This window comes from Halorubrum ejinorense (assembly GCF_039522565.1).
Taxonomy (GTDB): domain Archaea; phylum Halobacteriota; class Halobacteria; order Halobacteriales; family Haloferacaceae; genus Halorubrum; species Halorubrum ejinorense.
The window spans coordinates 51049-77724 of record NZ_BAAADQ010000006.1 but is presented as its reverse complement, the minus strand read 5'-3'; the positions used below and the strand labels follow the sequence as shown (position 1 = coordinate 77724).

The following is a 26676-nucleotide window of genomic DNA, read 5'->3' as shown; positions in this document are numbered from 1 at the left end:
GACGTATCAGGCGACGCTGTAGCGAGCGTATCACAGTTCCCGCACCGACCTCGCATCCTTACAGAGACGAGGGACAAAGCTAACAAACACTGCTATTTACTCGCCACATATGGACTCCCCCTCGGCATCGATCCTCCAACAGTTACGGAGCCTTCACCCAGACGACTTCGAAGCGTTCGTCGCTGAGATCTGGGAGCACGACGGGTACAACACAACCGTCAAGGGTGGCTCTGGAGATCGCGGGATTGACGTCGTCGCTGAACGCGATAATCTGGTCAGTGAGCGCTTGTTGATCCAAGCGAAACGCTACGCCGAATCCAACACAGTCGGGAGCCCCGAAGTACAACAGTATGCATCCTTAGTTCACCAACAGGACGCTGCCAACGCCGCCGTGATTGTGACGACAAGTAGCTTCACAACCCAAGCAGCAGAGCTCGCCGAGCAACACGGACTGAACCTCATAGACGGCGACCGACTCGTAGAGATCATCGACTCCAACGAGCTGGAATCGCTTGTCGACGAATACGCCTCGGGAGACCACGCCGACGCGGCACCCGGTGCGACCGAGCGTCCCAACCCCGAGCCCGCCACCCAGGCAGCAGGGAGTCAGTTCTCAATCGAGCTCGTTGCACTCCGAAGTGAGGCAGAGATAGACCGCTACACGGATGGCGTCTACACGGAGACGCACGACAACCCGAATGCCAACCGGATTGCTGCCTTCTTCAACATCCAAAATCTTGGTGGCCATATCAAGCTGAAGGGCCACCGGAGTTTCACGTTCAAAAGCACCGACGGCTACGACTACAAGGTATCACCGGAATCCACGGGCGGCCTCCGGTTTTCGATGCCAGGGTCATGGCGCTCCAGTATCGATCTCTCGCATGGCCAAACGCAGAACGTCGTCATGATCAGTACGGAGATTCCCGCGGGAGTGACGATCGACCGCATCGAGTTCGATGGCGGTGGTGATCACTTCATGTTTGAGCTGACGCCGGAGACCAAGGCGACCCTCCGCGAGAAAACGCTCGATCTCGACGTCTGAGTTTCATCGTCTCCGATGATCCTGGACGTACGCCATCGCAATCGTCGTCAGAATCTCCGCAACTACAGCATAGTACTCAGCTTGCTCCTGGAGGTAGCGCTCGAAGCTGTCGTCGAGCGTCGTCGATAGGGCCCTGTCAGGCATCCACCGGCCCTCCACCGTCCTGCGAGCCCGGTCTCGGTGCCTCTACCCCTGAAAAGCCCCGTCGTGAGGCGGTTACAGCATTCGTGCTTCACCGACAGCGGCGGGGTACTAAAATTTGGTCGTGATTATTGCGCTAATTCCTCCCACTTGGTAGCACGATAAACCCGCAACGGGCGTTTTTCGGTTTCGTTCACACGATGTCCGATATCAATTCATTATGTAACATATATATAACACCGGGAAGCAAGAGTTACATAAGGAATTACGACGGTGTTGAGCAGCTACTATAGCCACCGATTTCGGCGGGTGATCAGCTGTCTTGCTCTTTATCAATACCTCTAGAACACTCGTCACAGTCGACATCGACCGTGGCGGCTCTGTTGAAATACTTAGATTCTGATAGTTTGGAGGGCTATGCTGAATACAACGCGCGAGTCTCGTACTAAGCTCCTCTCGGATTCGGTCAGGCCGGATCGCTCAATACAGGTGAAGTAGCGAGTGCTCTCGTCTTCAACTGTCCCGTGCTAGTACTGGTCTTTTAGTCGAACCCCGCTAATGTTCGTTCAGGATTTATGAGTTCTCGGCACCGAAGCGTCACAGACTCAGGAGAGTGGTACTTGTGAGTTACGTCCTGTGGGCCCTACTAGCGATGGTCTGCTATTCGTTCGCGTTTCTGTTCATGAAAATCGCAATGCAGGAGTTGCCAGCGTTTACCGTCATGCCGATCGCGGTTATCACACTAGCCGTCGGCGCGACGACCGTGGCAGCGCTATTTGGTGACTGGTCAGCTCAATCACTGACGAGTCGGTCTGTCCCGTTCGCACTGTTGGCTGGGCTCTGTCTCACCGGCGCGATGGTCGGATACTTCCGCGCACTCTCGACCGGCCCAGTGAGCATCGTCGTTCCGGTTTTCGGGATGTTCCTCGTCGGCGGAGCACTCCTCGGCATCCTCGTCCTAGGAGAAGCAGTGACAGTGAGGAAGGTACTCGGCATCGCCTTCGGTGGCGTCGCGGTCATCCTGATTGCCACGTAGTTCCCCTTCGACAAACGCGAATGCTGAATCGTCGGACGAGAACCGAACAATGGGCAAGCGAATTCTACCGCTGATTCAGGAGATAGACGGAGAAAATAACATCGTTCAGATGCTGACTACATCCTCTGTATCTCGCACACCGATCCTATCAGTTCCAAATGATCTCAACAGAGCCGTTAACGACGGATTTCTGGGAGTCCGCATCAAACCCCCACTCTCGGACCGTGCCCCATTTGTGCCGAGGGAGTTGGGTGAGGCGGTTTACACGAGGGCTGGAGCGACGCCGAGGGCGGCGGTCGCGAAAAGGACCGCGACGTATCCGGTAGCGACGAGGAATACCACGCGTCGCGGGTGGTCGATGAGGCCCCGACGGTGTCCAACTGCCGCGAGGTAGCCAGTCAGCGGCAACAGCTGGAAGGCGTGGAGGCCGACGAAGTGCGCTAGGCGGAAGTCTCCGACAAGCTGCCAGCCGACGACCGGGACCGTCGGCTCCGCCGTCTCGACGACCCGAGATTGGATCGCGATCATCGCCGCTCCTTCGAACGCGCCAACGACGAACCAGCCGATGCCGAGGAGAATGCCCGCGGCGAACGCTGGGTGGACGTCGAACTCGTTGTTGCGCGCTCGAACCGCCAGGGCAGCGATCGCGACGGTGACGATGACGATTGTGACACCCATGACCCCCCCGATCGCCCCGTCGAGGACCGTCGCCCGATTGAAGTGAGACCCGACGCCGCGCGCGGCCTGTCCGCCGATAAGGACGATTTCAAGGAGGAGACCGACGCCGACGACCTGGGAGACGCGGCGGCGAAAGTCCGGGTCGACCGGGAGGTGGACACCGAGCCAGCCGAGCGTCGCGCACACGAGCGCGATCGAGCCAGCGAACTTCGCCGGCTTGAGCCACGCCGGTTCCCCGTTGACGACCATTGGATCCAAGACGATGCCGACGGCGAAGGCACCGAAGAGGACGGTGTTGATCGCGGCCACGGCGGACAAAACCGGGTCACGGCGCCGCAGCTCTCCGATCGACGTGGCGATCGTTTGCGCGATTGCCCGCAGCGTCGTCCGTCCGCTTGTGGCCACAGCGGCCGACTCGGAGTTCATACCATAGTGTTGCCGGGCGATTCATGTGGGCGTGACCCTAACATGTTGGTATCTGCCCAAAGCGGCAGTGACCAGCATGATCGACGCCCGGTTCCGCATTCGACTCCCGCCGGACCTGTACATCGCCGATCTGTCGGAGGCGTTCCCCGACGCGACCTTTCGCCTGCTGTCCGGCGTCCGCAGCGGCGCCACCGCCAAGGAACTCGGTGAGGTTCTGACTCGGGCCCCCGGGTCGATCGCGGCGGCGTTTCGCGAACACGAGGCGGTCGACGCATACGAGTTGTTGGAACGCACCGACGACCGGCTCCTCGCGACGTACGAGACGACCGACGTCGACCTCTACGACTTCGTCGAAGCCGAGGGGTTCCCACCCGAATTTCCGATCGAAGTGCGGAACGGGTTCTACGAGTTTGACCTGACCGGCACGCGCGGGGAGTTCGACCAGCTCCGAAAGACGCTGGAAGCGAGCGGAACCGAGTACGAACTCCTCTCGAAGGTGAACAAGAGGCGATCGGACCGACTCCTCACACGCCGACAGGAAGAGCTCCTCGCCGCCGGCCTCAGAGAGGGGTACTTCGAGGTCCCGAGAGGGTGTACGCTGGCGGATCTCGCCGACGTGGTCGGCGTGGACAAATCGACCGCGAGCGGGATCGTACGCCGGGCGCAGGCTCGGCTTATTGCGTGGTACTTGACCGACGTGAAGGCCGAGTGATGAGCGGGTGGGTTCGCCACAATTCTTTGCGCTGATCTGCTCTGTTGAATCCTCAGAAAGCGTCCGGATCGGATTACTCTCCAAGCGCGGCGACGACATCGTCGATTGTATAGAGACGGACATCGTCGCGCTCGCGGGCGGCGTCGCGGATGCTGTCGGTAAATCCACTCCGGGAGAACAGCGCGTATTCGACGGTTCGCGAGCCACCGCCCGACGGCTGCCACCGGAGTTCCTCGACGTGCGTCTCCAGCGATGCCAGCGCGCCGTAGTCGAGCGGCGATTCCTGATACTTACACTCGCCGACGACGAGCGTGTCCTCGTCGGTAAGTCCGACAACGTCGATCTCGTGGTCCTGATACCACCACTGCCCAACATCGACAATCGGCGTCTCGTCGTACAGTGTCCATAGCGCCTCACAGCACAGTTGCTCGAAAGCGGGAGCGACAAAATCGGCCAGCACGGGGTCGACGAGTCGGTCGTAGGCCTCCTCACCGAACTGATCGTAGCGATCCGCACTCCCGTACAAGAATCGGAACCAGAATCGGAACAGGGGATCCCGAAGTCGGTACTGACTCCGCTTGGATCGTTCAGGTTTCTCAGTCACCGGCACATGTCGTTCGATGAGCCGGAGCCGAGAGAGCCGATCCAGATACATCGACAGCTGGTTGTAGTCGATACCTGTCACGCCAGCAATCTCGTTGCGGCCTGTCGCCCCGCCAGCGATCGCTTCGAGGATCGAGAAGTAGCGCGTCGGCTCCGTTAGTTCCATCCGGAGAACGTACTCCGGCTCGTTACGGAGCGATCCGTGGCGAGTTAACACCGTCTGCTGAATGTTCTCGCCGAGGGACCGAACCGCGTCGAGTTCCTCGAGGTAGTAGGGAACACCACCGAACACGCTCCACGTACGCACGGCCTCGTCCGCCGTCGCATCATCCGCGAAAAACTCCGTCGCGGCGTCGAACGGGAGTTCACGGATGTCGAGTGTCAAGGATGTCCGTCCGTACAGCGGGCTGTCTCCGAGCAGCGTCGCTTCCTCCATCATGCTGATCGACGACCCGACAAGCACGAACGTCGTCTCCGACTCGTCGAACTCGTGGTCGAACAGGGCCTGTAACACCGACGGGAGGCTCTCGTCCTGTTCAATCAGATACGGAAACTCGTCAAGGACGACGATCGCATTCTGGTCGCCCAGATATCGGAACAGCCGCTCCCAATCGGGACGAATGTCTTCGATACCAGGAACCGTGTCAGCCGCAGCCTCGACGAACTGTTCCAGTTGGAGCTCCTGCGTCTTCTGTCGTGCCTGATAGAAGACCGCGTTCTCTCGTCCCTCAAGCGCCTTCTTAACGAGTCTCGTCTTTCCAAGCCGTCGCCGCCCGTATACGACGGCGAGATCCGCGTTTTCCGAGTCAAACAGGCCGTGAAGCCGATCTAACTCCTCCGAGCGGTTCACGAAGTCTGTCATGGCGCTGAATTAGTGCGGATGAAATAAAAATATTCTGAATAATCATATTCTGGAATATCATATCTACAGATATCATCGGCGAGTGCGGTACAACGATGTTAACCAGATTAACCAACAAATTGCCGGGACATACCGAAATGTTGGTTAATTCGGCGATCAAAGGCGACGGCCACCTCGGAAAGAGTCCTGGAAACAGTTTACCACTCCTCAAGATCCGGTGACAGAGTTCGAATTGACGTTTTGTAAAGTCCTTTCTGGAAGTCCGGAAGCGCCGCGCCGTCGCTTATTGAGAGCGTGACGAGTTATCGAGTATGGGAGATCACCCACCATCGAACCGAATGGCGGCCGACAAACCGACACGGGGGGCTGACCGCAATCGGACCTTGGCCGATCAAGCCGACCCAGCCACAGAAGAGATGCTCCTACCGTCACTCGACGACGGCATCACGCTGCTCGACGTTGACCGCGGCCGTGGCGTCCCAATCCTCCAGTCGCTCGTGCTTGACCATCTCCTGGTACACGATGGGCCCGCCTTCTGGGTTGATGCGAACGGTCACGCGACGACGACGACGCTGGCTCAGGTCACACCGAGCCAGCGGTTGCTCGACCGGATCCACGTCGCACGCGGGTTCACCGCGTATCAGCACTACGGCGCTGTCGACAATCTCCCGACGGCAGTAAACCACGCCATCCAGAAATCGACCACCGTCACCAGCACATCCGGTCGACAGTCATCGACTCATAGCGAAGACTCGTCTACACACACCCCATCGCTCATCGTCGCGCCGGCCGTCGACGCCCAGTACCGCAGCGACGAGACGCTCAGCGAGCAGCACGCAGAAACACTCCAAGCGAGAACCCTCGCTCGGCTAGCGACGTACGCCGACAGCTACGACGTCCCGATACTCGTGACTCGGAGTACGATCGATGAGTTCACAGCATCGGTCGCGACGGCCGCCAAGCACCATCTTGAGTGTGAGCAAACCCGGATGGGGCCGCGACTCGTCGGTGACGAGTTCGAGACACTCGTCTATTCCGTCGACGACGGTTCGTACTACCAGACCACGTTCGCCTACTGGCGACAGCTACTCGCTGCGCGGGCGACGCAGGTCGGACTCGAACCCGCGACACCCTCGTCGTCGACGTCGACTCCGGCAGGTGACAGAATAGGCGTGACTGCTGACGGCGAGACGACGTCGCTCACCGCGAGTCCGCTCCTCGATGCGTGGACAGCACCTGGAGGGCGATAGCAATGGGACGCACGAACCCGACATATCGGGATGCGCTGCGGGCTGTCGAAGACCGCTGGGCGGACTTCCGACGGGCGCTCCGTCGTCGCGACCAACCACGCTTCGACCAACTGTTCGAGTACGCTCGCGAACACGCTGACGCGAGCGGGCTGTTGAACCATCAGAATCCACTGGTGCCGGCGCTATTCAGTATCGATCTCGAACAGGAGGCCCACCTCGACGACCACGAGGAACGTCTAACAGAGCTTGAGCAACGGCTTTCTGAAACTGTGGTCGAACAGCAGCAATCGTCCTCCGAAGGTAACACTGGAGGTGTAGAATGACGGATTTGACGACGATTGCCTTCGATATCGAAACGACGGGATTTCAGACCGGTGATGAACTCACAGTAGTTGGGTTCGACTCGGCGGTCTCGTTGCGAGTGTTTCTCCATACCGGAACAGCACCACAAACAGGCCTCGCAGATCGGCTCAGCGACGCCCTCCAGACACCGGTACAGCTCTCACTCCATGACAGCGAACAGGAACTCCTGAACGAACTGGCGACGTTCGTCACGTCCACACTTACCCAACGTGATGCAAAGCTCGTTGCGTACAACGGTGAGCGATGGAACGGAGGGTTCGACCTCCCGTTCCTTCGCACACGGCTCTGTACGCACGGGCTCGAGTGGCCGTTTGGCACGTTGCCATACGTCGACGTGATGGATGTCTTCGAGACACGCTTCAATACGAGTGAAGACACACTGAGTGGCGTCTACGAGGAACTGATCGGCGCCGGATTGAACGACCTGGATCCATTCACCGACAGTAGCGAGGCAGTCACCGCATGGGAGGAGGGAGCCTACGAGCCACTCATCATCCACAATGTCGCGGATATCCGACGGACTCGAGCGTTGATGGAGCTTGCAGAACGGTATTGTTCAAAGTCAGATTTCTCTATGAAGTCGCTGGAGCCTATCGCCTGAAGAACTCGCTTCTCAGTGGGGGTTCGTAAAGGAAAGCACCCGGATGGTTCCTACGGTGGGTTACGACCTGCGTTGAGTGGTTCATACGAGTCCGTGTGGTAGGCGACCCGCCAGAGTTTAAGTACCGCGCGGGTGACCAATTCTTCAGGAGATTGTGAAATACAGGACGCTTCGACCTCGTCTGGGTCAGAACCCGCGTTCGGCGGTGGATGATAGTGTTCTAATCCGGGGACGTGGATATAGTCTCCTGCGTGTAGGTGCTTCCCCCAGCGCAGATTCACCCCTTCCGTGTCCGTGTAATGGAACTTGTAATCATCTCGTGTCGTCCACTGGATATCGATCCGGGCGTCCGCGGCCCCACACAGTCCCTCGTCAAGCATGACTTCGAGGACTGATGGATGGAGGTAGTCGTCGAGTTCAGGTGTTGCGAGCGGTTCCATCTCCTCGACGACATCACGAATCGTCAGTAGCGCCGGCCGATCCGTAGCTCCCCGGAGAGTATGGGTTTCTGCTTGGTCAGGCGAATCCCGCATTGCTCAGGCAGGGACGCTGTCGTCAGTCGACCGACGGTCACTATCGACGAACTGCTCGGCGTTGCCGATCGAGAGGGCAGCGTTCGCGAACGCGAGATTCCGTCGGAGCGTCTTCCACTCACGAATCGTCTCTGGGTCGATCTCGTCCTGTGACCCGGTCTCGCTGAGGGCCTGGTTCGTCTGGTTGACCGCCAATTCTTCGGGGGAATCAACACCGAATTCGGACCGATATTCGATGAGCTGCTCGCGCATCTCCTGAATTCGGGTGACGAGTTCATCGGTCGAGACGTGCTCAAGGATGTCGGCAGCCTGTTCGACGACGAGTGATTCAGGTGAGCGCCGATAGAGCGTGCCACCCTGTTCGCCGGGTGTCGTCTCGATAAACCCCTCGTCTGCGAGTGTGTTCAGGTGCTTTCGAGCGGTCTTTGGAGCCGTCCGTGCATCGTCAGCTACGGCATCAGCTGAGACGGGACTGTACGTATGTGAAACGACGTGTCGAATGCGCTCGTAGGGTGTCGTTTCGGCCTCCCATTCCTCGCCGACCGCCTCGTTGACGTCAGCAAACTCCTCCGGTGGACTTCGGTCGTTCATATGGAAACGCACGGTTCAGAGGAACATAGTTCTTTGGCAGATTCCTATATTCCCTCCCCGGTGGTGAGTACACCGGCTGAATCCACACAGATGAATTCCGGAAATCGTTCCAGAAGCCCCATGATAACGACCAATAAGCCAGAACATAGCGTTGAGAACGCTTTTCGAACCAATTTGCTGAAAATTAGAAGCGATACGCCGTCGCCTCTCAGAACCAAGGTCCGAAGAGGGTAGACGAGAATCGCGGCGGATCTGCTGAGATACCGCCGTATTCCTTCCAGTCACAAGTCTCCAACGTAGTGACCCCAGTTTCACTTTCACTCTGGCTGGACAGTGTTTACCTTGCGACGGAATAGATCAATAGGTGGTAGATGAAGCGCACCAACACGTTCGCCGTGCGACCGCTCTCCGAGACCGGAGAGCAACTGTTACGGGACCTGTTGGACGCTTCTGCCGCTCTCTGGAACGAAGTTAACTACCAACGCCTTATGCGGTACAACGACGAGGACGGCTTCGAAGGCGGCATATGGGACGCCGATACCGGCCGACTCGAAGGTCGATACAAAGGCGTGCTCGGGGCGTCTACAGTTCAACAGGTGATACGCAAAAACAGCGAAGCGTGGCGCAGTTTCTTGCATCTGAAAGACCAGTACCACGACGAGTCGAACACATCGGTTACGGAACACCCCAACCCGCCGGGATTCCGTGGCAACGAGGACGACGGACGCCAACTCAGAACCGTCATTCGTAACGACGCATACACGACTGAGTGGGGCGACCGGTCTCGGCTTGAGATTCTGGTCGGCAGGGAGCTGAAGGACCGATACGATCACACCGGCCGCCTCCGACTCGAAATCGCTGGTAACCCGAATTGGCCCGACTACGAAAAACAGGGCCGGTTGGAGCTATGGTACGACGAGACTGAAAGCACCTTCCGAGCTTCCCAACCCGTGACTGTGTCTGATAGTGCACGGGCAACTCCACTGGCCAATGAAACGGCCGCTCTGGACATCGGTGCGAACAATCTCGTCGCCTGTACCACCACGACCGGCGAGCAATACCTGTACGAAGGCCGCGAATTGTTCCAGCGGTTCCGTGAGACGACACGAGAGATTGCCCGGTTGCAGTCCAAGCTCCCGGAAGGCCGGTACAGTAGCGAGCGTATCCGGCGACTGTACCGCAAACGCACCCGCCGCCGCGACCACGCTCAAGAAGCACTGTGTCGTGACCTGTTGGACCGACTGTACGCCGAGGGCGTGGATACGGTGTATATCGGCGGGTTGACCGACGTGCTGGACACACACTGGTCGGTCAAAACCAACGCCAAGACCCACAACTTCTGGGCGTTCAAGAAGTTCACAGAGCGATTAGCGTGTACCGCAGAGGAATACGGGATTTCGGTCGAGGTTCGATCGGAAGCGTGGACGAGTCAGGAATGTCCACGGTGTGGATCGACTGACCGAACGACGCGGCATCAAGACACGCTCACCTGTCCGTGTGGGTTCCAAGGGCACGCCGACCTAACCGCGTCAGAGACGTTTCTCGAGCGGCACACAAAACAGGCAGTCAGGCCGATGGCACGGCCCGTGCGGTTCCAGTGGGACGACCACACCTGGTCGGAGTCACCACGCTCTCAAGAAAGTCCTAAAGAACAGCGCACAGACCCGAGTACCGTTCACCACGGGAATGTTGCCCTCAGGGAACCGGCATAGCCGAAAACTCCACAGAGGAAACCGCGCCCTAGAAGGCGCGGAGGATGTCAAACTCCACGCTTCTACGTCTTCCCTCACTCCCCAGAGGCCGACCTCGACCCTACGATCCTCCAGTCGGTGTACGACCAGCATCCGTCGTCGCCACGACCGAGGAGGTTGCGAGAAAGAACATCGTTCTCTGAAATCCGGAAGTGACACGCCATCGGTTATCCGGAATACCAACTATTGGGTCTACAGGAATGCCGTTCACAATCGACTTCTTGGACGACCGCCGCGTCCTAGAGTGGGAGGCGACCACCGAGGGTGCCGTCGTAACAGAACGAGACAAGTACACCCCGCGATTCTACGTCGCCGCTCGCGACCCTGATGCCGACATCGACCTCACAACCCTCCAGTCAGTGTATGACCACCACCCAGACGTCGTCGCGACCGAGACGGTTGCGCGACGCCCCGGCTTTCGACGGGACGAGGAGACAGTCCTCGCGGTCGATGTCACCCACATCGACCGCGTCACCCCACTCGCCCGGCAGGCACACCAGCTGTCGGAGTATCCAGTCGGGGATCTCGCCTGTTTCAACGTCGACTTCTCGAGAGAGAGCTCTGGTACTGTCTGGAGACCGGTGCCGATCCGGTGTCGGCGAGCGAGCTGTCGGCGCTCCGGCTCAGCGTCCCGGTGACCGAAACGGGAGACCACATCTAGAAAACTGTTCGTCATCGGCGACACAGTCACCGGCTCTCGACTGCTGTCCTCGCAACGTAGTCGGACTGTCGCCATCAGCTCTGAATCTGAGTGTCACCGCTTACCGAAACGTGCGAATAAAAGGACAGAGGCGCCAGTAGCGGTAGTTTTGAGCGCGGAACAATAGTACTCAATAGATCAACGTATAATGTCATCCAAAGTAAAATAATCTGGGTATGTTTCAGTATTTGTTGAGTCACTACATATTATACTCCGATATTCGTTTTGTTGACGTGCCCGAAGATACCACGGCAAATGGGCAGCTGCGACGAACCTTTCTGAAAACTGCCGGCGGTGTCGCAACCGTCGGAATAGCAGGGTGTGCGGGCGGTGACGAGTCGAACACGGAAGGCGGAACGAATGGGACAAACGGCGGGGACGGAGGGTCGGACACGTCGACAGAGGATTTCAGCGGTGACACACTGTCACTTTCGATCCCGGAGGCTGCGAACTTTGACCCGGTACAGATCAAAGGTGACGGGTCGCAGATCGTCTCCGACCATGTGTTCAGTGAGCTGTTGACACTACCGTCAGACGGCTTGGAGCCAACGGCACAGCTCGTCTCCGACTACTCCGTCTCCGAGGACGGTCAGACGTACACGTTCACGCTGCGTGAAGACGTCACGTTCCACAACGGCGACGAGCTCACGGCCGACGACGTGGTGTATTCGTGGGAGCGACTCGCCGCCTCCGAGAACAGCCAAGAAGGAGAAAACATCCTCGAAGGCAGCTTCCGAATCGCTCACGAGACGACGACAGAGAGCGTCGACGGCGAAGAACAGGAGGTGTACCAGCCAGGGAGCCTTGCGGTCGAAGCCGTCGACGACTACACACTTGAAGTGACGCTCGAACAGCCGTTCTTCGACGCGCTGTTCTGGTTCGCGTATGGCTCGCTGAGTCCGGTTCCAGAAGGAATTGTCGGCGACATTGAGGGGTACGAGGGCGAAATGGAGTACTCTGAATTCTCCTCGCAGTCACCGGTCGGGACCGGCCCCTTCCAAGCAGAGTCAGTCGAGACGGGAACGGAAGTCGTCCTGTCAGCGGCGGACGACTACCACGGCGACGAGCCCGGACCAGACCGGATCGCGATGCAGGTCGTCCAGAACTCCGACGCGATCCATCAGCGGGCGATGAACCGGAGCGTCCAGATCTTCCGGCTTCCGAACTCTCGGTTTGACCCGAGCAAAGTGTCTATCGAGGAGACGCGGAACCTCGGCCAAGAGGTCGGGACCTACGGGCCGCTCGAGAATGACGAAACGGTAAACTACTCGACCTGGGACGAGGCGTACACTGCGTACTTCATTTTCGACTGCTCGCGGGTCGAAAAGCCGATCCGGCAGGCGCTCAACTACGCGGTCAATCAAGAGAATTTCGTCGAGCAGGGGTTCAGAGGAGTCGGAGAGCCGGCGTACCATCAGGCGCCGCCGTCGGTGTACCCGGGTGGAAAGGAGGCGTACGACCAGCACGCAGAGGAGAACTTCCCGTACGGTTACCGTGAGGCACAGATCGATGAGGCCCGAAGCGTCATGGAGGACGCGGGCTATGGCGAGAACAACCGAGCGTCGATCACGCTCACCCTATACAACGATCGCAACCCGGACGCGTACTCTCGCATTTCCAACCTAATCCGGTCGAAAGCGCAGTCGGTATACGTCGACCTGTCGATCGAGCGGGCGCCGTTCAATACGATCATCGATGAGGCCGTCAGCGGGAACCTCGATATGTACACGCTCGGGAACGGACTTGAGTATCCGTCGCCGGCAGACATGCTGAAGTTCGGACGGCCGTACGAAGGCAACCTCGTTCGGTGGCGGGAAGATCCGTCCGATGCTTCCGAGCGTGCTGCGGCGGCCTGGGAGCAAGTCCAGAACAACCTCGGCCCGACCGACGCCGAAGAGGAGGCCCGCAACGAGGCATTCATCCAGATGGAAGAAGCCATCTGGGAGGACGCGATCTACCTGACGAATTACCACCCGCGCGGCCGGCAGTGGTGGTACGACTCAGTGGACGCACCTATCCAGCCGAGCGGCTTCCACGATCGTCTCTACGACGGCGTCACGTTCGAATGACGGTCCCGCAGCAGCCAATGGAACCAACATTGTCGCGGCCGAGTACCTTCCGGGATCGCTGGCGGGTATGAACCGCTTGGTCTACCTGTTCCGTCGGCTGCTGATGTCGATCCCGGTCGTGTGGCTCGGCGTCACCGCAACGTTTCTGATCATCCGGGTCGGTCCGTTGAATCCGGCCGCAGCTATCGTTGGGCCAGTGAACAGCGCCCAGGCCCGTGAGCGGCTCGACCGCATCGAAGAACAGCTCGGACTGAACGACCCGATACACATCCAGTACGGCGAGTATCTCGTCGATCTCGTCACCTTCGACCTCGGCCAGTCGTGGGTGTTGTATCCCGGCCAAGATACCGTGGCGCTACTGGCGCAGTTCGGTCCCCGGACGATCTGGCTCGGGCTGTGGGCGGTGTTGATTCCGATCTTCATCGGCATTCCGCTAGGGATATACGCTGGACTGAACGTCAATACAAACCGCGATTACTTGGCCTCTATTACGGGTATCGTGTGGCGTGCGATGCCGAACTTCTGGCTAGCAGTGATCCTGTTGGCGCTACTGTCGCGGACCGACGCGCTCTTTTTCGGCAGCGGTTGGGAGTCGTTTATCGTTGAGACCGACCTGATCGGTGCCCCAGATCTGTCCGCGCTGGGGACGCCCGAGGGGTTCATTATTGCCACGAAGCAGATTCTTCCCGCGGCATTCGTTCTTGCTTCCGCCTCGATGGGGAACGAACTACGGCTCTCGCGGACGGCCGTCCTCGAGATTATCAACGAGGACTTCATTGATACGGCACGAGCTGTCGGCGTCTCGCGCTGGCAGCTGATCGGCAAACACGTGCTTCGAAACGCGCTGATTCCACTGATTCCCGTCGTCACGAGCGAGGCGTACCTGCTCGTTGGTGGCTCCGTCCTCGTCGAAGTTGTCTTCGGGATCAACGGGATCGGGACGCTGTTTTTCGACGCCATGACGAGCGGTGACCTTCCGCTGGCCGGCTCACTCATGTTCGTCTTCATCCTGCTGACCGTCTCGATCAACATCGCACAAGACCTACTATACACCCTTATCGACCCGCGAATCGGGTACGCTGAACGACGATGACAGACACACCATCTCCGTCCGACGCGAACGTGACCGTCCGAACCAGACTCGACCGCATTCCGACTTCAGCAACCCGTGCGTGGCTTGTAGGCGCGGTGTTGCTGATACTCCCCGAGGTGGGGGCGCTCATTCAGTTCACGCTGAGTGCACTTCCGCTCGGGGAGACCGCTGTCGCGGTCGCTGACCGTATCCCAGTCCTGTTGAGTCGGGAGACGATTCCGAACCAAGGGACGCTCGTCCCCGGCGAAGGCTGGCAGGGAACGTTTCTCGGACTGTCGCCCGCGAGGGCGTGGGGGCTGCGCGTCGGGCTAATATACCTCTACGGCGCCCTGTGTCTGTACTGGATCTGGCGCGGCTACCTGCTGTACCGTAACCGCTACCGGACGGCAGGCTGGACGCCGTTCGACGATGTCGTCAGTCGCTTCCGCGGCCATCGCTGGGGACAGTTCGGTCTTCTCGTCGTGTTGGCGTTCCTGATTCTCGCCGTCTTCGCGCCGGCGCTTGGCCCAACGACGCTCGAGCAGAACGCCATCGACCCGTACAGTTACGAGCTCGACTACTACGACGAGGACACCGGCGACGTCGAAACGATCACCGTCGGGGCAGCGAACACGGACACAACTTCGCAGGGTATCGACGGCCGAAACGTTGGCCCACTCACCTACGATCAGTATGACCGCTTCCATCCGTTCGGGACGTTGCCGTCGGGACAGGACCTCTTTACACAGGTCGCGCTTGGGGCGCGAGTGTCGCTTTTCATTGGGCTTCTCGCGATCACTATAAGCGGAGTCATCGCCACCAGCTTAGCCCTGATCAGCGCGTACTACGGCGGAATCGTCGACTTAGCGATCGTCCTTGTGAGCGACGCGACACAGTCGCTACCCCAGCTGCTTGTTGTGATTCTCTTATCAGTGGTACTCTCACAGACGTGGCTCGCTGGGCTGTATAGTGGGGGAGTGCTGTTGGCGCTCATCTTTGCTCTGACGGGCTGGCCGTCGCTGTGGCGCGCCGTTCGGGGACCAGCGCTTCAGGTCTCCGAGCGGACATGGGTCGATGCTGCCGACAGTTACGGACTGGCCCCGAGGACGACGATGCGTCGCCACATTCTCCCGTACATCGTCGGCTACCTAATGGTGTACGCGTCGATGAGTCTCGGCGGTATCATCATCGGCGTCTCCGGGCTCTCGTTCCTCGGGCTCGGAATCTCGCCCCCGACGCCGGAGTGGGGCCGGCTCGTCGACGTCGGACAGCCCCTGCTGACGACGATGTCGTGGCATATCGCCGTCCTTCCGGGGACGCTGATCGTCATCGTCGTGACCGGATTCAATGCGCTCGGGGACGGGGTCAGGGACGCGATCGACGCCGAGACCGACCTGAGCAGTGAAGAGGAGACAAGTGCGGCGGCCAGCGGTGCCGGAGGATAACAGATGTCGGCAGACACTCCACCTACGGCGGCGTGGAATCGCCTTCGAGAGACGGTTGCGACGGTGGCGGCAGATCACCGCGCGGCCGGACGCACGGTCGTCGAAGCGTACGCGGACCACGGGACGGTGAGGGCGCCCGACGACGGACCCCTCACGTTCATCTTCACGGTCTCCGGCGAGACGGCGACTGCGCTCAGCGAGCAGACGATCGCGAGCGCGATCCGTCGGACCGACGTCCGGTACGTCGACACCGGTGGCTACCGGTTGTACCTGCTAGAGGTCCACCAGCCGGACGATGATGTCGTCACGCTGGTGGCGGGCGGGATCCGACAGCGGTCGCTCGAGGCGTATGCGAACACATCGGGACCGGCACGAACGAAGGTCCGGTCGATCTCCGACATGGTCGCACTAGAGTTAGCACATGATGACCGAGCACCATTCCTCGCGGGGGTCGAATGACTGCCCACGAATCTGCGGTCCCGCGCCAGGGATCGGCGACTGCCTCGGACCAGCGGTCGGACGCGCTCCTAGAGGTGCGAGACCTCCGGACGGTGTTTCGGACCGGTAAGGAGACGATCCACGCGGTTGACGGGATCTCGTTCGATGTCCACGCCGGAGAGACCGTCGGCCTCGTCGGCGAGTCCGGCTCCGGAAAATCGGTCACGGCGCGCTCGATCCTGGGATTGATCGACCGACCGGGAGCCATCGAGGGCGGCGAAATCCGGTTCAACGGTGTCGATCTCGTCGAGGCCGGGTGGGACGGCCACCGTGGTGACATCGCCATCGTATTCCAGGACCCGCTGAACTCGATCAACCCGGTGTACACGGTTGGCAATCAGATCCGCGAGGCGCTCCGTATCCACCGGGGACTGACCGGCGAGGCGGCCCGGTCGAAGGCGATCGAACTGCTGGAAGATGTAGGTATTCCCGACGCGCCGCGGCGGCTCGGCGAGTATCCCCACCAGTTCTCGGGCGGGATGCAACAGCGTGCGATCATTGCGATCGCGCTGGCCTGTGACCCGGACCTGCTCGTGTGTGACGAGCCGACGACCGCGCTCGACGTGACGATCCAAGCGCAGATACTGGAGCTGCTCGATGACCTCCAAGAACGGGAAGACCTCGCGATCCTATTCATTACCCACGATATGGGTGTCATCGAAGAGACCGCAGACCGGGTTAACGTCATCTACGCGGGCGAAATCGTGGAGCGTGCGCCGACGGCAGAACTCTTTGAGCGACCAGAACACCCATACACGCGTGCCCTGCTCAAGAGCGTCCCCGGACGGAGCGACGCGGACGACACACTGCCGACAATCGACGGCGAGGTCCCGACACCGACTAAGCCAGCGGATAGCTGCCGATTCGCCCCGCGGTGTCCGGCGGCCACGGAAGCCTGTACGACGACTCACCCCGAACCGATGCCGATCAGAGGATCTACGGATCACACTGCGGCCTGTCTAATCCACGATTCTTCCCATCCAGAGGTGACACAGGAGGTGTCTCTAAGCAACGAGGAACAAAAGGCGAGCGCGTCCTCGACTGCCGGCCAAACCGACGCGTCATCCAGGAAGGCCACCAAACCGGCGGGTACCGAACCAAATGCCGACTCGTCCGCAGAGATGCCCGACGAAAGCCCCACCGGCGCCGGAGAAACGTTCATTTCAGTCGAGGACCTTCAGACGTACTACGAGAGTGACTCGCCGCTCGACAGGTTGCCGCCGGTGAAGGCTGTCGACGGCGTGTCGTTCGACATTCGCCGTGGAGAGATACTCGGGCTCGTCGGCGAGTCCGGCTGCGGGAAGACGACGCTCGGCCGAACGCTTGCCGGCTTGGAAGCCGCGACGAGCGGGTCAGTTATGGCCAACGGGCGCGACGTGACAGACCTTTCTGGCAGCGACCTTCGCGAGTGGCAACGCGAGGTGGGCGTCGTGTTCCAAGACCCTGAAGAAAGCCTCAACGACAGAATGACCGTCGGACAAATAATCAAGGAGCCGCTTGAGGCCCACGACTGGGGAACCCCCGACGAGCGCGACGAGCGGGTCTTCAAGCTGCTCGACCGTGTCGGCCTGCTTGAGGAGCACTTCTACCGCTACCCCCACCAGTTCTCTGGCGGGCAGCGCCAACGTATCGGTATCGCCCGTGCGCTCGCCTTGGAACCGGAGTTCCTCGTGTTGGACGAGCCGGTCAGTGCCCTCGACGTCTCCGTCCAAGCACGAGTAATAAATCTGCTCGAAGAACTGCGAGAGACGCTTGATATTACGCTGCTTTTTATTGCGCACGATCTCTCAGTAGTGCGGAAAATAACTGATCGGGTTGCGGTGATGTATCTCGGAAACATCCTTGAGATTGGCCCAACTGAAGAGGTGTTTAATTCCCCGGCGAACCCGTACACGCTATCGTTGCTGTCGGCGATTCCGGGTTCGTCAACACCAGCTCCAGACGACCTCGACCGCGTCACGCTGCGCGGGTCCCCACCAAACCCTCGATATCCACCTGACGGCTGTCCGTTTGCGACCCGGTGTCCAGTCCGAATTCGACCGCCCGAGTGGGACTCGCTCTCGCCGGATGCGTGGGAGGCTCTCGGGACGTTCCAAGAGGTGTTACGCCAGCGTGAGCGTGCGGACTCGTCACTCGTTCGGGCGGCAAAACGCCGGCTGGGGTTGATCGATGACAAGCAAGGCCCACAAAGCGTTGCCGCCGATGTATTCGCGGATATCGAACTCCCGCCAGCCGCCACAGAGATAGTCGATAAGGCGACGGAACGCGCTGAGTCTTCACCATCCGCTGCGGTTGAGCTGCTCGCTGCGGAGTTCGGCTCAGTTTGTGAGACTGATGCGGTCGAATCATATCCGATCGGAGAGAATGGCCGAGAGAGTCGCTGCCACCGTCACCTGGCAGAACACACGGACGCAGACACCGAACTCCGCTGATGTTAACGCTGGATAGGAACTTTGAGGGAGACAAGCAGAGAGTGAGGATCCATGAGTCCTACCGTCCAAGAGCTTCGAAACGCAATTCGCGTGAGAACGGGTCGCTTCGAACGGGATGTCAAGTCGTCGTTCACTAAAGAAGAGCTCCAAGCAGTTTGTGAGACATTAGGAGTCAGTGTCAACGCGGCGGGCCGACCGTCGACGTCACAGATGCGACGACTCATCTGAGCGCACGTCGGCATCGCAGAATCGCCAGCGGCGGCCGACGACTCCACTTTCCGGAAGGCAGATCTCCAAGCAATTGCGGACCACGTCGGGGTATCGTTCGAGTCTTGACATCCTTCCACGGCTCTCCCCGTGGGCTATCTTTGTATATTTGTAGCTCTCACGGTGGATTTTCTGCGTCGTTGACTCCCTCAAATGTTCCATTCGTGTAGGCGTATCGCCACCGTTGGAGAATCGCTCGCGTCACAAGGCTTGTCTCGGACACAGATATACAGGACGGGTCGACAGGACGGCTCGGTGCATCGGGTGGTGGATGGAAGTGCCGTCTCGGTGCGTCGGGTTTCGGGTGGCAGTCGAACCGAAAGTTTCGATCACGGTCATCTGTGTAGTGTGCGGCGTAGTTCCCGGTGAGACTCCACCGGATGTCTATCTGCGCGGTTGACGCCGATCCGACGCCGTCAGATAGTTCAACCGAGAGTGTTTGTGGATTCAGCGGGTCGTCTACTGACGCGGTCTGGACCAGCGGCTCAAGGTCCACGAACAGGTCTCGGATTTCCCGTAATGCCCCAGCGTCGATAGGACCAAATACCTCAGACTGCTCGTCTGGCGGAATATAGCGAGCGGGGTCTCCGTCGTCGGTCATACCACGATGGATGTATCGCCGTTACCATCGTCATCCGTGTCCGTGCCAGTGAGGTGACCAGTTTGGCTCACCTCACCGATCGCGAGTGTTGCCTGTGCGAGCGCGAGGTTGCGTCGCGTCGTTTGCCATTCTGTGAGGAGCGCACCATGATCGCTGTCGGCGTCCCCGATATCCAGTTCTCGGGCGAATTCCTCGGGTGAATCAACACCGTATTCCTCGCGCCACGCCTGGATCTGCGCCTTGATATCGGCGATGCCGGACGCGATCTCTTCGGGCGTCCGTTCCGCGAGGAGCGACTGGGCGTGTTCAGTGACGATAGCGGTTTCCGACCGTCGGTAGTGCGTCGTCTGACCGTCCTGTGACGTCGTTACCTCACCAGCGCTCTCAAGCGTTCGCAGGTGCTTTCGCGCCGTGGTCGGTGAGACGCGGGCACGCTCGGCGATCTGTGCTGCAGACAGCGGATCGTACACACGAGAGATGACTTCGTACACTCGTTCGAAGGGCGTCGTCTCCTCGATCCATTCCTCTTCGACGACGTCGTTCACGTCACGGTGTTCGGTGCCGCCATCCGAACTCACTCGGTGGGGTGGGGACGGCTCTTCGGACATTATGTGCCAACCAACGGGAGAGCGGTATAATAATCTGTGGGGTAGTATATTGGGTCGCGTAAAGTTAGAGAATGAGGCGGACAATTTCTGAGTGTCTATGCCAGAATTCGACCGCCTCAGCGAACGTATAGCGTGGATCGACTTGTCGTTTGTGGAGCGAGATCGAACTCCGCGTTGGGTGATTGAAGTAGGGATCCGCTGTCATTTAGCCGGTATGTCACTACGTGAGGTAAGTAAGCATCTTGAACTGTTTGGGATCGATCGGAGTCACGTTGCCATTCACAACTGGGTTCATAAAGCCGATCTACAGCCGATCTCAACCGTCTCCGAGGATCAGCTTGCGGTTGACGAAAAACAGACGACGCGATGGTTTCTCACCGAGCTTCACCGGCGCTATCAGCTCGATAACGTGGAATTTCTCGTCGATGACGCAGACTATCTCGGATCAGTTCTCGCTGAGGACGGCTATCGATTTCAAGTCATTCGTCATGGAAATCGGAATGCCATCAAACGTGTTTTTTGGGAAATAGAACGACGAACATCATCGTTTGCAAATAGTTTCAGCAATGTCGCGCTCGAGACAGCTCAAAATTGGCTCGAAGCCGTCGCCGTCTACCACAACTCACGCCAAACTTAACGTGACCACTTACTCTTTCTAAAATCTTGTTAACACCGCACATATACTGGGAGCAATACTATTGAATACCGATAGCAGAGAGTCGTGGGGAGCGACAGCCGATCAAATATAACTGGTCCAATTACTCACCTGCTGTACTTACGTTCGGAGTCCATCTGATCGCCATCAGCAGTGGCGTCGCCTACGTCAACGCCGTCATCAGCCGTGTCCGGGTTGTTCTTAATTTCCTCAACGTCCATCACATCGCCGTCCGAGGAAGACGCCTCCTCCGTGAACTGGTCGTCTTGACCCTCCTTAGCGAGTTCGTCCTCAGAGAGTACATCTTCATTGGAATTCCGCTGTGTGTCTGGATCCGCGTTCTGCTCAGGTTCGGTACCAGTGCCGTCGGCATGGCTGCCCTTCGTACTGGCCTCCGCTGACTCGGCCCCAGGGTTGTCGTCGCTCGCGTTCACATTGTTGTCGCTTGTCGCCGCATCCTCGTTTTCGTTTGTTAATGTTTCATCGTCTGTCTCGTCCACATTTCGAGGGTCATCTCCGGGCTCCAGTTCCTCTGACTCCGTGCCCTGTGAGTCGCGCTCGGAGTGTCCTTTGTCGGACCCATCGGATTGCGTCGACTCTCGTGACTCCTCACTTGTGACAGCTTGGTTCTTGGCTTGATTGGCACCGTTGCTGTTTCGTTGCTCAAGCCGGTCCGACACGCGGTTCGATAGTTTATCATTGAATCCGTCGGTCTTCGAGACCTCCTCAGGAGTGGGGGTCGAATCAATATCGATTCCGTTCTGTTCCAGACGTTCTGTTTTGTCAGTTCCGACACCGTCGATGTCCGTGAGAGATTCCTCGTTCGGCGTTTCGAACCTCCCGGTCTCCTCATTGTAAACTCCGACTCCTGCCGACTCTAACTCGTCGACATCCAATGCGTTACCACGCTCCGGAAACATGTCAATGTCTTCGGTATTCTCGGGGATGTCGAGGTCTTCCTCGATGTACGCGTCTGGCTCGATCTGCTCTCCCTCTTCGGTGATGAGGTCCATATCGGTCCGTTCACCGGTCTCGGTAGTCAGTTCGGTCTGCGATGTGGCGTCGTCTACCTTGGCAATCTCGTCGGCGAACCCCGGTTCCGGGTTCGACTGTGAATCGGTGAGTTCGTCTTGTATTGCCTCGCCGTCGGTTTGGCTACCGTCGATGGGTTCCCCGCGTTGTGTGAGTACCTCGTCGGAGTCACCGTCGCTCATGAACGAGACTGTACCATGCTCGTTCGTCGCGGTGACCGTAAGCCCTCTCTCGGCAGCTACATCGGTCATCGCAGTATCCGGGTGGCCAAATGCCGATGGGTCACACGAGAAATTGACGTGCTCCGGGTCTACTTGATTTAGCGTTGTGAGACTCGTTTCGCTTCCGTGTTCGAACCCGGTCGCGTAGTCGACCTCTGTGTCATCAAGCTTCTCAGGCGCCGCGAGTTCCGACGTATCGCTGGTGATGACAGCAGTCGAGTCGCCATATTCGACGCTAAACGAGAGACTCCCGCTGTTCCGATCGATTCCGTCAATATCCTCGGTTGGTTCCGGGTTCAACACTGACACGTCGACAGCACCATCACTGAAGATATCGAGATCCTGCTGTCCCTCTCCACCTAAGTCGTGAGCCCCGACCGCACGCTGTGTCCCATCAGTGTCGACCGAGTGTACAGTAGTATCGGTTTCTTCGGAGACATCAACCTTGCTCAGTGCTTCGTTCTGTAACCCACTCGTGTTCGTTATCCTATCTCCCGTGTCATACGCATTCGGATTCGGAGTATAGACCTCGTCTACATCGTATTCCTCGACCATGTCTGCCGCTTGGTCAGCGTGATCTTGATCGAAGTGGGTCACGACAACGTTGTCGAGGCCATCGACATCATCGCGTGTAGCGAATCGCCGGTCGATGTTCTCTCGAATGTTCTGTTTCGCCTCAGTGCCGGTCCCGGCATCGACAAGTGTCGTCTCACCGTCCGGTCCGATAATTAGCGTCGCGTCTCCCTGTCCGACATCAATACTATACATCTCTAGTGACCCTTCGAGTGTGTCTTTACGTCTCATTCTGAGCGTGGGTTGAGGTATAGTGGCGTGCGGACCGAATTCGCGGTTTTCCGGTCACCTTGGTACGCAGTTACGTACATTGAGAAGCCACATCAAACTTGCCGCTGAGTCCGTGGCAAACACATCGTGTTCCCGAATGGCGAGTTTCGTCGCTACCGACCCACGTGGAGGAACTCTCGGTCCGCCTCTCGGGTCCCGACGGCGTGGTGGCCACCGAACGACGTGTTGAACGGCAGAACGTGCGTGACGAGGCATACGTCTGTCAGGGATTTCAGCAACCCTGTGAGCTGGTTATACCGAGTTTCGACACGCTCAACGTCACCCACGAACGCTGGGGGTTGTCGTCCTCGATGCTCAGCGATCGACCGGCCTTTTTCGGCGTCGACATGTCCCGAACAACATCTAGACATGCTGCTTCAAGCTCGTTTGCGGTCTGATCGGTGGCGTACCGTCGATCGCCCTTTGGGGCTTCTCGTGGATCAATTGCGGGAAACGCACACTGGTCGATTGCTGGCGAGAGCGAGCGTCGTTCGCACCCTAAGCCGACAACCGTGATATTATGGAACTCACGGACGAGCTGGTGACCCGACCACGATGCCGGAAACGGTTCAACCACTTTTGATGGCATTGGCGCGTGATCGTGAATCCGAATGAGGACGGTGACCCGTCACCCGAAGACGTAGATGGTGTCCTCATTGGGGGCAACGAGACCGGCATGTACGATGAACCCGATTAGCCATGGATCCTCCTAGAAGCAGTTTGTGTGTTAACTCGTCACTGAGGGGGCCCAACGCTTAGCATCTGTTTCGGCCATCAGATTCTGAATGCCGCCCTCGGCGGCGAGGTCGTCGACAGTGTGACATCGCATATCCGACTCAAAGACGCTGACCTTTACACGGACGTTCGACAGTACAATCATGGATATCAGCTCAGTTCGGGCGGAAGCAGTTGTGACACAACGAGATGGGTGGAATTTGATTTGGAACGGATTTGACTCACCTTATCCAAATGTATTTATATCTAATATGATTAAGACGCGCTAGAAACTTACTAATTCAAAATGAGAACAGAGGATTTACCACCAGATGCGCCGGGGCACTACCAACAGTCGCATCCGCACCCCTACTATATTCCAGAGAAGTTGCCCCTCTCATCGCGGGTTGAGATTGACGAGGACCTCACGGCGACGATATCGGATGCGATGTTCCAACTCGGACGTATCGACGGGATTAGTCCGACTGTCGATTTCTCGCCGGTACTGTATACGTCGCTCCTTCGGCTCGAAGCAGTCGAAACAGCAGAAATTGAGGGCGCAGACGTCGAGATGGACGAAGTCTACGCATATCACACACGACAGAAATCAGGCAGTTCTGGGCGTGTGAGCCGCGACTTACAGGAAGTTCTCAACGCCGAGCGCGCACTCAGGGATGGATTTGACGCAATTAAAGGGGGTGAGCCAATTTCGGTCGCGTTGCTCAAATCGCTCCACGAAATACTACTCAAAGGAGTTCGGAACAAGGGCGACATTGTTGGTGAGTGGCGAGATGGTGATGTACATATACCGTCGCCACGTCGCGGAGAGTCTCCGTTTGTTCCACCACCGGCGGACCGCGTTCCGGAGCTAATGGACTCGCTTGAAGCATATATACAAATGGACGGTGAATATCATCCACTGATTGACCTTGCTATCACTCATTATCAGTTTGAGACAATTCACCCCTGCTCAGATGGCAACGGTCGTCTCGGGCGGATCCTGACCGTCCTCCAGTTACACAAGGCTGGCTATCTGTCTGAGCCGTACCTCTATCCGAGTGCCTACTTTAATCGAAACAAGCAGGAGTACGTCGAGACAATGCGTGCGGTTAGCGAAGAAGGCCGATGGCGCGATTGGATTGCGTTCTTTATTGAAGGCATTGAAGAGCAAGCGAAGGACTCCTACGAGCGAACATTCGAATTACTCGAACTCCGGCGAGAGTACGAAGCGCAATATCCGAATCAAAAGACAAGTCACAAACTCGCCCGCGAACTGTTTGAATTACCGTACTTCACCGCAGATGACATCACGGACCGGTTCGACGTAAGTCGACAGACTGCCTATAATGCGATTGAAGAGCTCGAATCGGATGGCCTCGTTATCGAAGCGACTGGGCAGCAGCGAAATCGTGAGTACAAAGCTATCGATGTATTCGATATTCTTGAACGGCCGATACAACGGTAGTGTTCAGATAAGCTGATTCCATGCGAAAGCGAATGATCTGAGCCACTCGTCAGCAGTTTCTGCTTTGGCGTTGCTAAAACAGTTTGGAAAAACTGGTAGTTCTGGGTTTTATTTCACGAAAGACACGTTTCGACGCTGTTCCGATTTCCATGTCGTTCGTATCTGAAATCGAGGTCGTGTTTGCGACAGGCTCGCTGAAGTGAAGCTGATCCATCGATGAGAACAGTTGCGTCATCCACGTCGTGTTTGTCACGGAGATCAGCGAAAAACCGATCTGCGAGAGCGTTATTTGTCGTCGGCTCAAGCTGTGTATGAAGCATATCGTTCGTTTTCCGGATCGACAGCAGCGTACAGCCAATATTGTTCATTGTCAAGCCGAATCACCGTCTCATCGACCGCAACGTGATTCGGGCTCCGACCAGATTCCGGCTGTAGATCGGCTTTGTGAACCCAGTTGTGAACGGTGGATCGCACTCGTTCAACACCGAATACCTCAAGAAACGAAACAGTATTCGAAAGCGATAATCCTGCTAAATGAAGCTGAATACTGAGCGTCATCAATAGCCGCGGTGTCGCTCTCGCTCCACAAACTCTAAGTTGATCTCGTCTAAACAGCCCATAAGGCGGTCGTTTTCGGGCATAGATACTTTGAAAACGCACCGCCTCACGTTTCAATCCTTATCTGAACACCGCCATGGAGGCGAATCTGCCACCCCGGAAGGTGGCGGCGGATTCGCCGACTATACACTCGTTTCCCTTCACTGTCTGCGGATTTACCTCGATTCATCGTACCGCATGACGATCGACCTGCTCAAAGAGATGCCTCAAATAACCGGGGAGATCGGCCTCAACGCGGCCGATCTTCTCGCGCCGTCCACGTTGTGTAAGGCGTTCGACCGGATCAGTATGAGCGTCTGTCGAGTGCTGCTGCGCCAGTCGGCGCAGCTGCACGACCTCTCTGAACACGCCGCGATCGACGCCACGTTCTACGACCGCTCACCAGCGAGCCGCCACTACTGCCAGCGAATCAGCTACCGCGTTCAGAAGATCAAAGTCACGAAACTCGTCGATACAGCTTCTCAGGCTGTCCTTGACGTTCACTGCTCAACGAACCGAGAAGGAAGCGACGCAGACCTTGCTGAGCAGATCGCCCGCCGAAACGCGGGCAATCTGCGGGCTCTCGCCGCCGATAAAGGCTATGACAAGCAATCGCTTCGTGAAGGATTGCGGGAGTTCGGGATCAGACCGCTGATCAAGCACCGCATCTTCGCTCCGTACGACCACGCACACAACGCGAGAATCGACGATTCCCGCTACAATTAGTGCTCTATGACTGAAACTGTGAACTCGGCTGTGAAGCTCTCGCTCGGCTTCGCCGTGCGAGCGCGCTCGTGGTTCCGTGAGTTCCGCGAAATCGCGCTGATGTGTGTCGTCTATAACATCAAGCGCTTCGTCAAACAGTGAA

The 26676-nt window shown here is 58.2% G+C and carries 23 protein-coding genes and 4 pseudogenes; 18 read left to right on the top strand and 9 right to left on the bottom strand.

Going from position 1 to position 26676, the window contains the following annotated elements; genetic code table 11:
• Nucleotides 1-109: 109 nt before the first annotated feature.
• Complete coding sequence (locus tag ABDZ89_RS07740) at nt 110-1042, top strand: restriction endonuclease (protein ID WP_343778004.1); 933 nt, start codon at nt 110-112, stop codon at nt 1040-1042.
• A 3-nt stretch (nt 1043-1045) separates the two neighbouring features.
• Here ABDZ89_RS07740 and ABDZ89_RS07735 read toward each other — a convergent pair whose 3' ends face one another.
• Nucleotides 1046-1186 (bottom strand): hypothetical protein, encoded by a 141-nt coding sequence (locus tag ABDZ89_RS07735; RefSeq protein WP_338756463.1) that lies wholly within the window; start codon nt 1184-1186, stop codon nt 1046-1048.
• Between the two features lie 619 nt (nt 1187-1805).
• Here ABDZ89_RS07735 and ABDZ89_RS07730 point away from each other — a divergent pair.
• Nucleotides 1806-2219 (top strand): EamA family transporter, encoded by a 414-nt coding sequence (locus ABDZ89_RS07730; protein WP_343778002.1) that lies wholly within the window; start codon nt 1806-1808, stop codon nt 2217-2219.
• A gap of 261 nt (nt 2220-2480) precedes the next feature.
• Here ABDZ89_RS07730 and ABDZ89_RS07725 read toward each other — a convergent pair whose 3' ends face one another.
• Nucleotides 2481-3323, bottom strand: coding sequence for a hypothetical protein (locus tag ABDZ89_RS07725; protein ID WP_343778001.1), 843 nt, complete (start codon nt 3321-3323; stop codon nt 2481-2483).
• 76 nt (nt 3324-3399) lie between these two features.
• Between ABDZ89_RS07725 and ABDZ89_RS07720 the strand changes: the two genes are divergently transcribed.
• Nucleotides 3400-4035 carry a helix-turn-helix domain-containing protein gene (locus tag ABDZ89_RS07720; protein WP_343777999.1) on the top strand — a complete coding sequence of 212 codons (636 nt, stop codon included), beginning with the start codon at nt 3400-3402 and terminating at the stop codon, nt 4033-4035.
• Between the two features lie 73 nt (nt 4036-4108).
• Here ABDZ89_RS07720 and ABDZ89_RS07715 read toward each other — a convergent pair whose 3' ends face one another.
• On the bottom strand, nt 4109-5500 hold the full coding sequence (locus ABDZ89_RS07715) for an ATP-binding protein (protein ID WP_343777998.1): 1392 nt from the start codon (nt 5498-5500) through the stop codon (nt 4109-4111).
• Nucleotides 5501-5811: 311 nt separating this feature from the next.
• On the opposite strand from ABDZ89_RS07715, the gene ABDZ89_RS07710 reads away from it, so the two are divergent.
• Genes ABDZ89_RS07710 through ABDZ89_RS07700 form a run of 3 tightly spaced genes read left to right on the top strand, consistent with a single transcriptional unit; the run spans nt 5812 to nt 7714 of the window.
• Nucleotides 5812-6750 carry a hypothetical protein gene (locus ABDZ89_RS07710; protein WP_343777996.1) on the top strand — a complete coding sequence of 313 codons (939 nt, stop codon included), beginning with the start codon at nt 5812-5814 and terminating at the stop codon, nt 6748-6750.
• Between the two features lie 2 nt (nt 6751-6752).
• Nucleotides 6753-7073 carry a DUF8156 family protein gene (locus ABDZ89_RS07705; RefSeq protein WP_343777994.1) on the top strand — a complete coding sequence of 107 codons (321 nt, stop codon included), beginning with the start codon at nt 6753-6755 and terminating at the stop codon, nt 7071-7073.
• Nucleotides 7070-7714, top strand: a complete 645-nt coding sequence (locus ABDZ89_RS07700) for a ribonuclease H-like domain-containing protein (protein WP_343777992.1) — start codon at nt 7070-7072, stop codon at nt 7712-7714. Before ABDZ89_RS07705 ends, ABDZ89_RS07700 begins: the two co-directional genes overlap by 4 nt.
• 50 nt (nt 7715-7764) lie before the next feature.
• On the opposite strand, the gene ABDZ89_RS07695 is transcribed toward ABDZ89_RS07700, so the two are convergent.
• A complete protein-coding gene (locus ABDZ89_RS07695) occupies nt 7765-8247 on the bottom strand; it encodes a toxin-antitoxin system TumE family protein (RefSeq protein WP_343777990.1) in 483 nt (160 codons plus the stop codon).
• Nucleotides 8248-8250: 3 nt separating this feature from the next.
• Nucleotides 8251-8838 (bottom strand): DUF7342 family protein, encoded by a 588-nt coding sequence (locus ABDZ89_RS07690; RefSeq protein WP_343777989.1) that lies wholly within the window; start codon nt 8836-8838, stop codon nt 8251-8253.
• Between the two features lie 371 nt (nt 8839-9209).
• On the opposite strand from ABDZ89_RS07690, the gene ABDZ89_RS07685 reads away from it, so the two are divergent.
• The 7 genes and pseudogenes from ABDZ89_RS07685 to ABDZ89_RS07655 all read left to right on the top strand — a co-directional run bounded on the left by ABDZ89_RS07685 (nt 9210) and on the right by ABDZ89_RS07655 (nt 18805).
• Nucleotides 9210-10550 carry an RNA-guided endonuclease InsQ/TnpB family protein gene (locus ABDZ89_RS07685; protein ID WP_343777988.1) on the top strand — a complete coding sequence of 447 codons (1341 nt, stop codon included), beginning with the start codon at nt 9210-9212 and terminating at the stop codon, nt 10548-10550.
• Nucleotides 10551-10789: 239 nt separating this feature from the next.
• Nucleotides 10790-11287, top strand: a pseudogene (locus tag ABDZ89_RS07680) (type B DNA-directed DNA polymerase); the annotation flags it as partial.
• Nucleotides 11288-11522: 235 nt separating this feature from the next.
• A complete protein-coding gene (locus ABDZ89_RS07675; protein WP_343777986.1) occupies nt 11523-13358 on the top strand; it encodes an ABC transporter substrate-binding protein in 1836 nt (611 codons plus the stop codon).
• A gap of 67 nt (nt 13359-13425) precedes the next feature.
• Entirely contained in the window at nt 13426-14451 is a 1026-nt protein-coding gene (locus tag ABDZ89_RS07670) for an ABC transporter permease (protein ID WP_343777984.1), read from the top strand.
• The gene (locus ABDZ89_RS07665) at nt 14448-15875 is read left to right on the top strand and encodes an ABC transporter permease (RefSeq protein ID WP_343777982.1); all 1428 of its coding nucleotides are present in this window, start codon (nt 14448-14450) and stop codon (nt 15873-15875) included. Before ABDZ89_RS07670 ends, ABDZ89_RS07665 begins: the two co-directional genes overlap by 4 nt.
• A gap of 3 nt (nt 15876-15878) precedes the next feature.
• Nucleotides 15879-16334: a DUF7529 family protein gene (locus tag ABDZ89_RS07660; protein WP_343777980.1), complete on the top strand. Its 456-nt coding sequence runs from the start codon at nt 15879-15881 to the stop codon at nt 16332-16334.
• On the top strand, nt 16331-18805 hold the full coding sequence (locus ABDZ89_RS07655; RefSeq protein ID WP_343777978.1) for an ABC transporter ATP-binding protein: 2475 nt from the start codon (nt 16331-16333) through the stop codon (nt 18803-18805). The genes ABDZ89_RS07660 and ABDZ89_RS07655 overlap by 4 nt, the downstream gene beginning before the upstream one ends.
• 385 nt (nt 18806-19190) lie before the next feature.
• Here ABDZ89_RS07655 and ABDZ89_RS07650 read toward each other — a convergent pair whose 3' ends face one another.
• Together ABDZ89_RS07650 and ABDZ89_RS07645 are read right to left on the bottom strand one after the other, a co-directional pair.
• Nucleotides 19191-19673 (bottom strand): toxin-antitoxin system TumE family protein, encoded by a 483-nt coding sequence (locus tag ABDZ89_RS07650; RefSeq protein WP_343777977.1) that lies wholly within the window; start codon nt 19671-19673, stop codon nt 19191-19193.
• Nucleotides 19670-20218, bottom strand: coding sequence for a DUF7342 family protein (locus ABDZ89_RS07645; protein ID WP_343778097.1), 549 nt, complete (start codon nt 20216-20218; stop codon nt 19670-19672). Before ABDZ89_RS07645 ends, ABDZ89_RS07650 begins: the two co-directional genes overlap by 4 nt.
• A 160-nt stretch (nt 20219-20378) precedes the next feature.
• Between ABDZ89_RS07645 and ABDZ89_RS07640 the strand changes: the two genes are divergently transcribed.
• Nucleotides 20379-20918: an IS6 family transposase gene (locus ABDZ89_RS07640; RefSeq protein ID WP_343777975.1), complete on the top strand. Its 540-nt coding sequence runs from the start codon at nt 20379-20381 to the stop codon at nt 20916-20918.
• Between the two features lie 125 nt (nt 20919-21043).
• Here the strand turns inward: ABDZ89_RS07640 and ABDZ89_RS07635 are convergent, their stop codons facing one another.
• Nucleotides 21044-22957: an MBL fold metallo-hydrolase gene (locus tag ABDZ89_RS07635; RefSeq protein ID WP_343777973.1), complete on the bottom strand. Its 1914-nt coding sequence runs from the start codon at nt 22955-22957 to the stop codon at nt 21044-21046.
• A gap of 200 nt (nt 22958-23157) precedes the next feature.
• On the opposite strand from ABDZ89_RS07635, the gene ABDZ89_RS07630 reads away from it, so the two are divergent.
• The 3 genes and pseudogenes from ABDZ89_RS07630 (at nt 23158) to ABDZ89_RS07620 (ending at nt 25211) form a co-directional block, all read left to right on the top strand.
• Nucleotides 23158-23430 (top strand): hypothetical protein, encoded by a 273-nt coding sequence (locus tag ABDZ89_RS07630; RefSeq protein ID WP_343777972.1) that lies wholly within the window; start codon nt 23158-23160, stop codon nt 23428-23430.
• A 356-nt stretch (nt 23431-23786) separates the two neighbouring features.
• Nucleotides 23787-23987, top strand: a pseudogene (locus tag ABDZ89_RS07625) (gamma-glutamyl-gamma-aminobutyrate hydrolase family protein); the annotation flags it as partial.
• Between the two features lie 66 nt (nt 23988-24053).
• Nucleotides 24054-25211 (top strand): Fic family protein, encoded by a 1158-nt coding sequence (locus tag ABDZ89_RS07620; protein WP_343777971.1) that lies wholly within the window; start codon nt 24054-24056, stop codon nt 25209-25211.
• Between the two features lie 3 nt (nt 25212-25214).
• On the opposite strand, the pseudogene ABDZ89_RS07615 reads toward ABDZ89_RS07620, so the two are convergent.
• Nucleotides 25215-25852: pseudogene (locus ABDZ89_RS07615) on the bottom strand (IS6 family transposase).
• 7 nt (nt 25853-25859) lie between these two features.
• Between ABDZ89_RS07615 and ABDZ89_RS07610 the strand changes: the two are divergent.
• Nucleotides 25860-26675: pseudogene (locus ABDZ89_RS07610) on the top strand (IS5 family transposase).
• The last annotated feature ends 1 nt before the right edge of the window (nt 26676 follow it).